This window comes from Flavobacterium sp. DW-iso2 (assembly GCF_058725285.1).
Genome location: NZ_JBZXDY010000019.1, coordinates 1 through 13,896 on the forward strand (window position 1 = coordinate 1; position 13,896 = coordinate 13,896).

Sequence of the window (13,896 nt, forward strand, 5' to 3'; positions counted from 1 at the left end):
GTCTTGCATTTGGTATAATTTGGAAACACAAATATCAAGATTTTAATATTTCCCCACAACATTTTGTCTTGATCCATTAAAAATGTGTTATTTTATTTTTTAAACATTTCCTGTAACGGTTTTAATTGCGCCATATCGATATTAGATTTTTTCAAAACAGACATCAATGTGATCACATTATTCGGATTCATATCCTTACCTAATACCCTTACAACGGCAAATCCAGCCTCTTTACTGTTCGCATACAACACAAACTCGTCTATATGCTCATCTGTGCCTACATAACTCACTGAAGCCCCTGCCGAACCAGAACTATACTTCATCAGCTGTTGGTACTTCGCGTCCTTTAGAATCAAATTAACCTTGGCACGTTCTGATTCAAATTGCGCCTTGTTGGTTTCATTAAGCTTAAATGCCAAAACATTCATTTTGTCAAATGATTCTAAAGCTCCATTTTGCTCAGCAGACAATTTCGCTTTGTCTAAATTTAGTATACTGGGCGAAATATCTAATGCAATGAAATCTTTATTTTCTGTATTTTCTACAAAATATTTCTGCAGTGTAGGCTCTGAATTACAACCAACAACTAACATACCTAGAAAAATCGCGATGCTATAAATCGTTCTCATTTTATTTTTTCCCTTTGGTTGCTCTTTTCAAATCAGCTCCACCAGGGATTCTCATTTTATCGGTAAGAATAGAAATTTCATTCAAATCAAAGTTCCCTGTCAACGACATCAAAACGGTTTCATCTGATTTGCTCCCGCCTTCGATAAACATCAAAAGCTCTTTTATTTGGGAATCTGTAGCTCCGGATTTTACTAATATTTTAATGTTCTTGCCACTGTCATTAACACGCATCAGTTCTTCTAAACCAGCCGTTCTTACATACTTTTCTGCAGCTGACCTCATTTCATTAGTTGCTCTTGTGCTACTAGTGGTAAAAACTTTCAGATTGTCAAGTTTTTTTATCAAATTCATATATTGTTGTGTTTCCCTATCAGAAGCGTCAACTTTTACCTTACTCATCAATTCAAACATCTTTTTATTTACGATGATGGACGTAACATCATCTTGTCCGTCAAACTTATCAAATGCAGCTTGCGCAAAAAACGGACTAGAAACCAATACTATTGCTAATGTGATTATAAACTTTTTCATTTTCTTTTATTTATTATTGTTTAAAAATTAAATTTTTTGAATCCTCGTACTGCTCCAAAACTATAACACTTTCTATGCCAACATTCACGTGGCTCGACAACATAGCTAATGCTCTCTGTGTCTCTCTCATTGCTACCTCTGGATTATCATATGTTCCCAGCTCCTGGCTTGGAGATTCCTTATCAAAATACACATAGGTTCCGGCAACTAGCATAACAACAATTGAAGCCGCGATCGACAACCATAGGTTTGTTGTTCTTTTTTTATCTTGAATTCTCGGTAGTACCTTAATTTCTCGCTTCAACTCTTGTGCAGCAGCCTGTGAGAAATACCCAAAAAGCGGGGTGTACTGTTTTAAATGAGGCGCAATATTAGCAGAAGCAAAGTACTTTTGCAACTCCTTCTCCTCTTCAATACTACTTTGCCCTTCAAAGTATTTTTCTAGTAGTATTTCTGTTTTATTCAATTCCATAACTGTGAATTTTTATCATATTTTCTCTAATTGTTTTTCTTGCTCTTGAAAGCGCTACCCGAATGGCCGTTTCATTCATTTCCAATATTATTGCAATTTCTTCAAACTCATATTGTTCAATGTCGCGCATCTGAATTATTAGTTTTTGCTGCTCAGGCAATTGATTAATGATTTTTTCAACCCATTTTAAACTGTCCTCATCTTCCACTATTTTATCTAATCTTGCCGATTTATCCGCAAAATCATAGTGGCTGATCTTCACGTTTCCGGCTCTTTTTGACTTTAACTGATCCAAACAATAATTTTTGGTCATGGTCATAGCAAAAGCCTCTACATTATTGAAGGCAATTAAGTTTTGGTTTTTACTCCATAATTTTATAAAAATCTCTTGAGTAGCATCCTCGGCTTCCTCTGTACTTATGAGCAATCGTTTTGCTAATCGAAAGACTTTGTCTTTAAATGCAGCCGTAATCTGCAGAAACTCTGTTTGACTCATAAATCAATAAATTATTTGGCCGTCATATACTATAAAGACGAGACAGTTTTATTTTTGTTACAAAAAATATAAAAATTAAAACTAAAGATACTATTTTTACGTTCATTAAGTAAATTATCCCAATATATGAAACCTACATTTAAATTTGCGTTATTACTCCTTTTAGTAGTTTTTTCTTTCCAAGGTTGTCAAGACATGGACGATACTGCGGCACCAATAAGCTTGGAAGTTCAGGATTTCATCTGGAAAGGCCTAAACCAGTATTATTTATGGCAACCGAACGTAACTAACTTATCTGATGACCGATTTGCATCTCAAAATGAGCTAAACACTTTCTTACAAACCTATTCAACTCCTGAAAAATTATTTCAAAGTTTACTTTATAGACCCTCTAGTCTTTACCCCGATCCAAAAGATGCCGTTGACAGGTTCAGTTGGATAGTGAGTGACTATTTAGAACTCGAAGGACAACTTCAAGGAACTACAAAAAATAACGGAGTTGATTTTGGACTAAGCCGTGTATCCTCAAACAGTAATGACGTTATTGGTTTTGTTCGCTATATTATACCAAACTCAGATGCAGCAGCAAAAAACATAAAACGGGGTGAAGTTTTTTATGCCGTTAATGGAACAAAACTTACTAGAGACAATTACGCAAGTTTACTATTTGGATCATCCGAAAGTTATACATTAAACTTCGCAACCCTTACGTTTGATACAAATAATAATCCAGTAATCACCCCTAATGATAAATCTCTTGATTTAACTAAAACAGTTTTAAATGAGAATCCAATTTTAATAAATAAAGTAATTATTAACGGATCGCACAATATTGGTTATTTAATGTATAATGGATTCTATTCCAGTTATGACTCACAACTGAATGATGCTTTTGGTAGTTTAAAATCTCAAGGAATTACTGATTTAGTTCTTGATTTACGCTACAATGGCGGAGGTTCTGTAAATACAGCTACAAAATTAGCAAGCATGATAACAGGACAGTTCAAAGGGCAAACATTTTCAAAACTAAAATGGAATAATAAAAACAGTGATAATGACACCGATTATCAATTTATAGATCCTGCAACTATCAACAGCTTAGAACTCTCTACAGTCTATATATTAACTACAAAAAGTACGGCCTCGGCAAGTGAGCTTATTATAAATGGGCTCAAGCCTTATATAAATGTTGTACAAATAGGAGACTTAACCTATGGTAAAAACGTAGCGTCGATCACATTATATGATTCTCCTTCCTTTGGTTCGGTTAATAGAAATCCTAACCATCGTTATGCAATGCAGCCTATTGTAGCACAGAGCGTCAACTCAGTTGGATTTGGTGATTATCTAGGCGGCTTAGTTCCCAACTACGAATTAATTGAAAAAGTTAGTACATTCGGTGTCCTAGGAAGTACAGATGAACCCCTATTAAGCACAGCAATCGGTAAAATTACAGGAACTGGTAAAATGCTGAAACAAAATCAAGTGAAAGATTTTGAATACTTTACAGATTCTAAATCGTTAAACAATCAAAACCAAATGTATATTGAAAAAGCACCTGAAGGATCACAACATTAAATTAAAACTAAAAAAGGCTTCCATCACTGAAAGCCTTTTTTAGTTTTATTAAATAACGAACTGCTTATTCATTAAAATAAAATCCTGCAGGAATAACTCCTACTGTATAATTATTATTTAAAGTTCCTGTTATTGAATAAACATATACTTTTCCATTTGAACTATAATCTACGGCGTCGCCAACATAGATTGCATTATTCTTTACCGCAAAACTATACACCCCATAAACACCTTGAGCCGTTGTACTGAAAAGTGCCGTAGTAGGTAAAGTTGTCGCATTTACATTAGTTTTAAAAATATCAGAACCTACAGTATAATAAACATCACTACCTTCAATATCCAAATTAGAAGGATGTGTCGCAGCCGCAAAATTAATAGCACTACTTACTGTATTATTAGCTAGGTTCACTTTTACCAATTTTCCAGCAGTTTCTGACGAGGCATAACTAGGCAAACCTCCACAAACAACATATAGACTTCCATTACTTACTTCTAATGAATTTGGAACATCCCCTACTTCAATCGTTGCAGCAACCGTATTACTATCTGTATTAATCACTGATAGCGTTTTACCGTATCCATAACCTCCTTGGTGAGCTACATATACCTTGTTGTTGTATTCTAAGATTCTTTCAGGACCTTCAACTACAGGAATTTTACTGCTAACTAAATAGGTAGACAAATTAATAACGGCAACATAATCATCTGTTGCACTTCCGCCATTACCCCAGTTTGTAACATACCCTTTTCCATTTGCAAAAGCAATGAATCTAGGATTACTTAAACCACCATCAATAGTCGCCACATGTGCCATAGTGTAACGGTTTACAACTTCAATTTTATTCGAATAATTTAAAACTACAAATGCTAAATCATTGTACAAACCAACATCCTGACCCGTATCTCCCAAAGTTTTTCCCGGATTAACCAATGAAAAAATATTGTTTTGAAAAGTAACATAATCATTTGAAACATAAGATAAGGACGCATCTCCATGCCCAAAGCCACCTTGATTTAAAATCAATACACCATTATCATAAGCACCAAGCGGAGCTTCGATTTCATCATCATCTTTATTACATGATGCAAAGAAAAATGGGCTTAACAAAGCCAAGAGTACAACTTTTTTGAAATTCATTTTATTATAGTTTAAAAATTAAATTAATGGAATAATTCCTTCCAGGCATAGGCCTTGAGGCAACACTTTGATATTTTTCGTTTAGAATATTCAACGCTTGAAAACCCGCTTTAAACATTTTATTTTTACCAAACTCATAGTTAAAACCTAGATTGGTTACTTTATAATCTTTAAGTTCATAAAAATTATCAGTAGAAGTAAACACCTTGCCATTGTACAGAAACTGACAGAAAACGGATGCGTTTTTATAGGAATAAGATAAACTGGATGTAAATTTATGGTAAGGCACGTAAATGAGTTGGAACTTGGTTTCTTCATTCTCAGAAACAGTATAAGCATAATTGCTATTCCACATAATCGAGTGATTCCCTATTTTTTTATCGAAAGTAAAATTGGATTCAATCCCATAAGTAGTTACTTTCTTCGTGTTTTCAGGTTGCCAAAGACCTGAAGAGTTAGGTTTCCAACTAATCAAATCGTTAATTTTATTTAAAAAAGCAGTTGCCGAAAATCGAATGGTCTGAAAACGAATTTCTTGCCCCAGTTCGTACTGATACGCATTTTCAGGTCTTAAGTCAGGATTACCTCCTTGTTGCCAATACAAATCATTGAAAGATGGGATTCTGAAATTACGAGAAACATTTACTTTTAAATTATAGCTTTTAGTGATATCATATTTAGCCCCAAAAGAATACAAGAACGGACTATCGTAGGTATTAGTAATTTCTTTTCGCACACTCAATTCGTACTCCAACTTCTCTAATAGCTGATGCTTCATTAACAAAACACCCGAAGCTACCTGACGTTTTTTTGACAATAAATCAGAACCGTCGCCTGTAGTTTGTGTAAAGTCAATAATAGAATTCAGATCTATTTTCGAATTTAATCTATAAGATAAATCATGTTTGATAATGACTGTTTCTGCTTTTCCATGTGTAAAAAACGACTGTTCCTTATCTTCAAAATATTTATATTTCTCGGTTAGAAAAGCCACTTTAACTTTTGAGATAAACGAACCATAAAAGCCATCCCACTCTACTAAATTTCGTGTGTTTAAATCTAAATACTTACTTTTTGAAGGCGCTGTTACTGTTCCAGAAAAATGTCTTTCTCCATCAAACAATTGACTGTAAAACTTTAAAATATTCTTAGTATCGAAACGATAGCCAACATTTAGATTATAACTCGAATTTTCATATTGCCCATTTTCATTCTTCTTGGTCGTTCCTAAATAATTGTAATCATTATCGGAACTATTTCTTGAGAGACTAAGCTGACTGCTCCATTTATCATTTGACGCTACCAATCTGTAATGGCCGCCAAAAGTATTAAAACTACCGTATTGCAACTTTACTTCGTTTGAAAAGGTGTTTTTAAAATCAAGTTCATTATTCAAATGGATACTTCCACCTATTGCACTTGTGCCATAAATAGCGCTTCCTCCACCTGCACGAACAACAATCGAATTAAAATCCTGCGTGGTTATCGTATTAAAATCAGTTTGCCCTAGAAGCTGCGAATTGATATTTATTCCGTTCCAGATTACAGCGGTCTGCTGGGCTGTAGTTCCTCTAAAAGAAGGCGAAGAAACCATTCCTAGTCCGTTTTCTTTAAAATAAATAACGGTATTGTAATTTAAAAGAGACGTTAGTGATGCTTGATTTTTAGTAATAATCGAATCATTTAGTTGCTGAACCGATTGGGTATTGGAGAATTTCTTCAGTTGCGAGTCAGAAATTTTTACTTCTTGCAATGAAATAGTATCCTGTTGCGCCGAAATGAATTGGCACAAAAACAAAAAACAAGATAAAAACAGTTTATTTATAGTCATAATTTCTGAACCCTTTTTCCCGAAAGTTCGATATTAGTTAAGAAAAAAGGCAGGTCTCCTGGCTTGCGTCTTGTTGTTTACCTTCCCATTCCGAATCATCGGAACAGTGGTTTTGTAGATAACAACAAGCTTGATAGCTTACAGTTGCGGGAACAGCTTAGGTTTTGAACCTAATTCCCTTTTAATGTGATTTACAAATAATAAAATCACAACCTCAATTCGGGAGCAAAGATAGAATAATTGAATGATTTTATTAGAAACTTATTAAAATTAAAACTATTTGCATTTTAAAAATTCATAACAAACTAATAAACAGAAAATTACCGCAACTACTTATCCTTATCTTTCTTTTTAGAAAGCTTGAATATAAGCCAGACAAAACCAACCACGAAATGCAATATGATAATTCCTGCAATAACATAAATAAAGGTATTTGAATTGTCTCTCATGATTCATTTTTTTATAAAATTACTTCTTTAATATTGAAAAAAATGTATCAAATATCACACAAGATTATTTTTATTAAAACAAAACAATACTTTTGTAAAAAAATTAGATTTATGAAATTCGTCAAAAACACCCTATTCCTCTTTCTAATTTCTTTGTTGTTTCTCCAATGTAAAAAAGAGACAAATCACGAAACGAAATCAGGGATAAAAAATGAAATCCAATACGCTACAGGATTCGAAATCTATAAATATAAGGGCTATTCAATAGTTAAAATCACCAAACCTTGGCCTGGAGCCAAAGAAAATTTTACCTACGTTTTACAAGAAAAAAACGGAATTATTCCGGACAGCTTAAAGCAGTTTACCACGATTCAAATTCCTATAAAATCTATTGTTGTTACCTCAACGACCCACATTCCCGCATTAGAAATGTTAGGTGTCGAAAACACATTGGTAGGCTTCCCTAATACCGATTATATCTCTTCCAACAAAACTAGAAAACGCATTGATGCGGGACTGGTGCGAGAAGTGGGGAAAAATGAAAATCTAAATACAGAAGTACTAATTGATATGCAACCAGAAGTGATTGTTGGCTTCGGACTAAACAGCAGTAATCCTTCTTTAGATATTTTGCGAAAAAGTGGATTAAAAGTCTTATTCAATGGAGATTGGACGGAACAATCCCCACTTGGAAAAGCAGAATGGATTAAGTTTTTTGGTGCTTTATACGGGCTGGATTCCAAAGCAAATTCGGTATTTAGTGAAATTGAAAAAGAATACAATACTACTTTGGCTTTAGCCAAAAAAGCAACACAAAAACCTACCGTTCTAAGTGGTTCTATGTTTCAAGATCAATGGTATGTGCCGCAAGGTGAAAGTTGGGCTTCTCTATTTTTTAAAGATGCACAAGCCAATTACTTATGGAAAGACACAAAAGGAACTGGAAGCGTTTCCTTGCCTTTTGAAGTCATTTTAGAAAAAGCACAACAAGCAGAATTCTGGATTGCTCCGGGGGATTTTTCTTCTTTAAAGCAAATGAGTGATAGCAACCCTCATTATAGCGAATTTGAGTCATTTAAAAATAAAAAAGTATATTCGTATGCCTTGAACAAGGGTGCAAAAGGAGGTATTCTCTATTTCGAATGGTCTCCTACCCGTCCGGACTGGGTTTTAAAAGATTTGATAAAGATTTTTCATCCCGAATTAGTACCAAACCACACGCTTTTTTTCTTTCAGAAACTAGAATAAATTGAATCAGACCAATCGAAATACCGTTCTCTTTGCAATCCTAACCATTGGAATGGTTTGCCTATTTTTAATAAACCTCAGTTTAGGATCTGTTTCTATACCCTTAAAAGAAGTCTTTAATAGTCTTTTTGGCGGAACTACGAGCAAAGAAACCTGGCATTACATCATCGTTAATTATAGATTACCAAAAGCCATTGCCGCCATATTAGTAGGCATGGGACTATCGATTAGTGGTTTATTAATGCAGACTTTATTTAGGAATCCCTTGGCTGGGCCATACGTTTTAGGACTGAGTTCAGGAGCCAGTTTAGGCGTTGCGACTGTGATTCTTGGAGCGGCATTTTTGCCGGAATCCCTTGCCACTATAATGCTGTCCTCCTACGGAATTGTATTGGCATCAAGCCTAGGAAGTTTTTTGGTTTTAATGGCCGTTTTAGCTGTTTCTTATCGCTTGCGGGATACTATGGCGATATTAATTGTAGGGCTAATGTTTGGCAGTTTGACAAGTGCGATAGTGGGAACACTTACCTATTTCAGTACCGCTGAACAGTTACAAAAATTCACCTTTTGGTCGTTGGGAAATTTAGGGAATTTATCCTGGACATCCATTGGGATTTTATTCGTTTGTGTACTAATTGGACTCTTTCTCAGTCTTTTCAGTATCAAACCGTTAAATGCACTATTACTGGGAGAAAATTATGCCCGTAGTTTAGGGTTGAATTATAAAAGAACAAGGCTAATTATCATTTTTGCCACTAGCGTTTTAGCAGGTAGTATTACTGCTTTTGCTGGCCCGATTGCTTTTATAGGACTTGCCGTTCCACACATTGCAAAATTGGTTTTCCAAACCAGTAATCACACGATTTTGTTTTGGAGCACTTTGCTTTTTGGAGCTAGCATCATGCTTATTTGTGATAGTATTTCACAAGTTCCGGGCGGAGATATCACATTGCCGATTAATGCCGTTACTTCTGTTTTTGGAGCACCTATTGTTATTTGGTTATTGGTTAGAAAACGAAAAATGATTGGATGATTTTTAATCAAATGAGTCATTAAGAAAATTTGTAGAAAAAAATTTAGTTATACTTAGTGAAATGTATTTTTTCTTTAAAACACATAAAAACATAGGCTTAACTTTATGAAAATAAAAAGGTTTAGATAGACAAGCCCTAAAAGGGCTCCATAGTAAAAACTAAAATAGTAGAAAATGATAACTCAAAAATATTTAAATGGTCTAACTTTCGAGGTCCTTGGAGCTGCTGTAGAAGTTCATAAAACTATAGGAAGACGATTATTGGAAAATGTCTATCATCAATGTTTGAAAGAAGAATTACTATTAAGAAAAATAAAGAATTGGAAATTGACTTTAGATGTGATCTATTTATAGAAAACTGTCTGGTTGTAGAGTTAAAATCGGTGTTACAATTATATCCCATAATTGAAGCTCAAGTGCAAACTTATATGAAACTATTAAAAGCTCCAAAAGGAATTATTTTAAAAATTTGCCAGAAAATTAAACCCCTTTGGTTGAAATAAAGTTTTATAAAAACAAAACACATTGAAACATCAAATTATGTTCTTTTACTATGTTTGAAACCTAGTTTCAAATCTATAATTACCTCAACACAATAAAAGCCTATGTTTCTATGTGTTTAAAAACCTTATACTTCTATAAATGATTAGCAATAACAACATACTTACAACATCAAATCTAAGCATTGGCTTTACTTCCAAAGCGGCGACTACTATTATTGCCGAAAACCTCAACTTGAATTTGCAGGCAGGAAAACTAATTGCTTTAATTGGTGCCAATGGAATTGGGAAATCAACCTTGCTTCGCACAATAACTGGGATTCAAAAACCGCTTTCAGGAACTATTTTACTTAACGGAAAAAACATTCATGAAACAGATGCTTTGACGTTAGCTCAAAACCTAAGTGTCGTGCTAACCGAAAAATTACCTCCTAGCAATTTGACTGTTTTCGAGCTGATTGCTTTAGGAAGACAGCCGTATACTAATTGGATTGGAAAGCTTACAGAAACTGATATTGCTATGGTTAACGAAGCCATGGAACTGACTCAAATCAGTGATTTGGCGACCAAAAAACATTACGAAATTAGTGACGGTCAATTACAAAAAGTACTGGTGGCACGTGCATTAGCGCAAGACACTCCGCTGATAATTTTAGACGAACCCACTACCCATTTGGATTTATTGCATAAAGTAGCACTTTTCAAACTCTTGAAAAAACTCACTCAGGAAACGAATAAATGCATTCTATTTTCTACCCATGATATCGATATGGCCATACAATTGAGTGATGAAATGATCATTATGACTCCTGAAACTGTGGTTCAAGATGAGCCTTGCAATTTTATTTCCAAAGGAACTTTCAATACCCTATTCAAAGACGAACATATTGTTTTTGATTCAGAAAAAGGGAAGTTTGTGATTGTGTGATCCTCCCCCCGCCCCCTCCGAAGCAGGGGGAAACTGAAGGTAAAAACTGGGCGTGAAACTAGGTTTTAGCCTTCTTGTGAAAACTAGGGTTGGAACTTGAGCTTAAAAACTGCAACCTCAATAATTAAGATTGAATACTATAAAACGGAACACTGATTACTCCTTACTTTCCTTTCAATAAATTAATACTCACGGTAGCACTATTTGAATCCGGGAATCGCTTAAAATACTGCGTATCCGGATACAATCCTGCTTCGGCAGCTACTTTATGCAAGACGGGGATTTCCACGATATATTGATCTGAGAAACCATGCGTGGCATCGTAAGCGGTTGCAGCTGTCTTTCCAAGATTAGCAGCTGTGACACTGGGTGGTATCGTATGTAATTCTATCATAAGCAAACCAAAATTCCTAACATACGGCGACCATTTATTAAAATGCTCTACTAAATTATCTTCTACTAAATTAGTACTTACTCGCTTTCCTCTATGAGCAAATGCCCCAGTGGACTGACTTAATCTGTCTTTTCTACTGTTTTTTGGTTCTTCCCATATTCTGTTGTGATCCAGAAAGGTGCGTACATTCAATAAATCTTTTAAATCGATGCCATAATTTTCCATTAAATCATCTGCTAGTAAATCGGGACGACCAATGTCTCCCCAAATCACTTTAGCCCAAATATCGGCTTTAATCAAATTAGCCCGAGTTACTTTGAGGGCTGCTTGGTTATAGTCAGCACCAACCAGAAACAGCGGATAATCATCGAGCATCTTACCTCTCAAAGTCTGTCTTTCAATTACGGTAAAGACATGTTCTAAAAATGCTCCGTTTCCACAACCCATATCCAAAATTCCTTTTGGCTGGTCTTGTATGGGCAAATTAAACAATTTGATTATGATTTCATCCACTACTTTAAAATAGGTTTCATGAGCGCCACCGCTTCCCCAAACATTCATTTCACGGTCTACATGAGCCTCATCTTCGCCTTCGGCAATCGCTCTTAAAATAGCAGCGTTACCAAAAAGTAAATCGTCCATTTTACTAAAAGTTGGTAAATAAGAAACCGTCACTCCATAAGCCGCAGCTCTTTTGGCAAAAAATAATCCCGTTTCAGTGAATTGATAATTTCCATTCTTTTGTGTAAACCAGCCTAAATGGGCAAAGAAATCCAATATAATTTTGAAATTTTCAGGGGACTTATGAAATTCTTCAGGACGGAAAGAGATCTCCATAAAATATTTATGAAACATCCCGTTCATGCCTAAACGTACCAAAGTAGGTCCAACTAAAGCGCCCTCAATATGCATTAAAACCTGATCTTGTATCTCTCGCTCTAATGGATTATTGGAGAATTTGACCTCATACTTTTTTTTATATTTTTCGAAAATCACCCGTAAGCGTTCAAAGGGAGCATCTTCAAATAACCGAGGATGAAACTGCATTGAAAACTGTAATAAGTCCACTACATCTTCATACAAATGAAACAAGGAAAAAGCCGTTTCGCTCTTATCCGTAACTGAAAATTTAATTTCGTCTGTCGCGTTATCGATATGATATTGGAGAAATCCTTGGGAACTTAAGACTCGTAAGCCTACATTTAGATAGCCTTCGTTTGCTTTAAAATGTGAAGTAAGTTCATCGAGTGTGGCTTCCTTTTTATCAAGTAAAAAAGACAAAACTCCTTTTTTATGCAGGGAATAAGCTACCGGAGCAGTCACTAAACCATCTAAATGCCTGAAAATTGTACTTCGTAGAGAAACTTTATCGATCATAAAAAGGAAATTTTAAAATGAGTGCCATTTGCTTAAAAACACAAATGTGATACTCAAATATATAAAATTCCTTGGTAACAATACTATTCCTTAATAACTCCTTATACTACCATACTACTTGAGCATAATTTGTCTTTTGGCCTCGCCGATAACAAAAGCCACCGAATTTGCAATGTTAAAACTCCGAATCAAATTTGACATTGGAATTTTTAGATGGTTTTCGAATTGACCCAAAACTTCTTCACTTAGTCCTTTGCTTTCTTTTCCAAAAACCAACCAATCTCCGTCTTGAAAATCTATCTCCAAATAAGATTTTTCGGCATGGGAACTCATTAAGAAAACACGTGAAGCATCCGGAATTTGAGTGATCCACTCGGCTACATTTTGATATTCGGTGACATCAAGATGTACCCAGTAATCCAAGCCCGAACGTTTCAAGTTTTTATCATTGATTACAAAACCAAATGGATGAACCAAATGCAAGCGACTTTCAGTACCGACGCACAATCGACCAATATTCCCTGTGTTATTAGGTATTTCGGGCTCAACTAAAACGATGTTTAACATTTAAAAAGATTTAAGATTGATGATTAACGATTTTTGCCCTTGCCTTTTGCTATTGCAAATTTTCTACTTGTTTCACTTCTCCAGCTTGTAACTCATTCAAATATACGTTTCCAATTCGCACGCGAACTAATCTAAGAGTAGGAAATCCAACTGCGGCTGTCATTTTGCGCACTTGACGAAACTTGCCTTCGCTGACCGTTATCGAAGCCCAGGAAGTGGGGCCGTGGCGTTCGTCCCGTATTTTTTTTCCTCTGGCTCCAAAAGCGGGAATTTCAGTTATCAATGAAGCTTCACATTTTTTGGTGATGTACTTGGTTCCATTGAACCCTATTTCGACACCGGCCTTCATTTTGTCAATAGCTTCCTGATCAATAATTCCATCAACCTGAACATAATATTCTTTTTCTACTTTTTTAGATCGAATAACTTCGCTCATCATTCCATCTGTGGTAAGCAATAACAATCCTTCCGAATCTTCGTCCAGACGCCCTATTGCCATCGTTCCTTTTGGAAAATCATACAATTCACCTAGTAATTTCTTTTTTCGCTTCTGTTCATAAATAAACTGACTTAAATAACCGTATGGTTTGTGAATAATGAAATGAGAGTGGTGCATTATTTTAATTTTAATATTGCAAAGATAGATTTGTTTAATTGTATATTAAACAGAGTGACTACAGAATTATAAAACAAAGTAAAAGCTATGTTAAATGACCTAAACAAT

General features: G+C 34.9%; 13 protein-coding genes, 1 pseudogene and 1 riboswitch. Of the genes and pseudogenes, 5 read left to right on the top strand and 9 right to left on the bottom strand.

Going from position 1 to position 13,896, the window contains the following annotated elements:
* Positions 1-92 precede the first annotated feature (92 nt).
* From AC4PRO_RS12705 to AC4PRO_RS12720, 4 genes are read right to left on the bottom strand one after another with little or no spacing between them, the layout of a single operon-like run.
* Positions 93-629, bottom strand: coding sequence for a GFO_1091 family lipoprotein (locus AC4PRO_RS12705; RefSeq protein ID WP_074723551.1), 537 nt, complete (start codon positions 627-629; stop codon positions 93-95).
* A gap of 1 nt (position 630) precedes the next feature.
* On the bottom strand, positions 631-1,161 hold the full coding sequence (locus AC4PRO_RS12710; RefSeq protein WP_492117602.1) for a GFO_1090 family protein: 531 nt from the start codon (positions 1,159-1,161) through the stop codon (positions 631-633).
* 13 nt (positions 1,162-1,174) lie between these two features.
* Positions 1,175-1,633 (bottom strand): PG0215 family putative anti-sigma factor, encoded by a 459-nt coding sequence (locus AC4PRO_RS12715; RefSeq protein WP_492117603.1) that lies wholly within the window; start codon positions 1,631-1,633, stop codon positions 1,175-1,177.
* Positions 1,620-2,129, bottom strand: coding sequence for a GFO_1088 family ECF-type sigma factor (locus AC4PRO_RS12720; RefSeq protein ID WP_492117604.1), 510 nt, complete (start codon positions 2,127-2,129; stop codon positions 1,620-1,622). The genes AC4PRO_RS12715 and AC4PRO_RS12720 overlap by 14 nt, the downstream gene beginning before the upstream one ends.
* 126 nt (positions 2,130-2,255) lie before the next feature.
* Here AC4PRO_RS12720 and AC4PRO_RS12725 point away from each other — a divergent pair, with 126 nt between their 5' ends.
* Positions 2,256-3,707 carry a GFO_1087 family putative carboxy terminal peptidase gene (locus AC4PRO_RS12725; protein WP_074723547.1) on the top strand — a complete coding sequence of 484 codons (1,452 nt, stop codon included), beginning with the start codon at positions 2,256-2,258 and terminating at the stop codon, positions 3,705-3,707.
* Positions 3,708-3,771: 64 nt separating this feature from the next.
* Here AC4PRO_RS12725 and AC4PRO_RS12730 read toward each other — a convergent pair whose 3' ends face one another.
* Entirely contained in the window at positions 3,772-4,845 is a 1,074-nt protein-coding gene (locus tag AC4PRO_RS12730) for a YncE family protein (protein WP_492117605.1), read from the bottom strand.
* 4 nt (positions 4,846-4,849) lie between these two features.
* Positions 4,850-6,676 (bottom strand): TonB-dependent receptor plug domain-containing protein, encoded by a 1,827-nt coding sequence (locus AC4PRO_RS12735; protein WP_492117606.1) that lies wholly within the window; start codon positions 6,674-6,676, stop codon positions 4,850-4,852.
* A 31-nt stretch (positions 6,677-6,707) separates the two neighbouring features.
* Positions 6,708-6,908, bottom strand: a riboswitch (cobalamin riboswitch).
* Positions 6,909-7,236: 328 nt separating this feature from the next.
* Between AC4PRO_RS12735 and AC4PRO_RS12740 the strand changes: the two genes are divergently transcribed.
* From AC4PRO_RS12740 to AC4PRO_RS12755, 4 genes and pseudogenes are all read left to right on the top strand, one after another.
* Positions 7,237-8,373: an ABC transporter substrate-binding protein gene (locus AC4PRO_RS12740; RefSeq protein WP_492117607.1), complete on the top strand. Its 1,137-nt coding sequence runs from the start codon at positions 7,237-7,239 to the stop codon at positions 8,371-8,373.
* A gap of 52 nt (positions 8,374-8,425) precedes the next feature.
* Positions 8,426-9,406, top strand: a complete 981-nt coding sequence (locus AC4PRO_RS12745; RefSeq protein WP_492117644.1) for an iron chelate uptake ABC transporter family permease subunit — start codon at positions 8,426-8,428, stop codon at positions 9,404-9,406.
* Between the two features lie 174 nt (positions 9,407-9,580).
* Positions 9,581-9,909 (top strand): annotated as a pseudogene (locus AC4PRO_RS12750) (GxxExxY protein).
* Positions 9,910-10,048: 139 nt separating this feature from the next.
* A complete protein-coding gene (locus AC4PRO_RS12755; RefSeq protein WP_492117608.1) occupies positions 10,049-10,834 on the top strand; it encodes an ABC transporter ATP-binding protein in 786 nt (261 codons plus the stop codon).
* 163 nt (positions 10,835-10,997) lie between these two features.
* Here the strand turns inward: AC4PRO_RS12755 and AC4PRO_RS12760 are convergent, their stop codons facing one another.
* The 3 genes from AC4PRO_RS12760 to AC4PRO_RS12770 all read right to left on the bottom strand — a co-directional run bounded on the left by AC4PRO_RS12760 (position 10,998) and on the right by AC4PRO_RS12770 (position 13,788).
* The gene (locus tag AC4PRO_RS12760) at positions 10,998-12,605 is read right to left on the bottom strand and encodes a class I SAM-dependent methyltransferase (protein ID WP_492117609.1); all 1,608 of its coding nucleotides are present in this window, start codon (positions 12,603-12,605) and stop codon (positions 10,998-11,000) included.
* Between the two features lie 114 nt (positions 12,606-12,719).
* Entirely contained in the window at positions 12,720-13,172 is a 453-nt protein-coding gene (locus tag AC4PRO_RS12765; RefSeq protein WP_074723540.1) for a tRNA (cytidine(34)-2'-O)-methyltransferase, read from the bottom strand.
* A gap of 49 nt (positions 13,173-13,221) precedes the next feature.
* A complete protein-coding gene (locus tag AC4PRO_RS12770; protein ID WP_492117610.1) occupies positions 13,222-13,788 on the bottom strand; it encodes a pseudouridine synthase in 567 nt (188 codons plus the stop codon).
* Positions 13,789-13,896 lie beyond the last annotated feature (108 nt).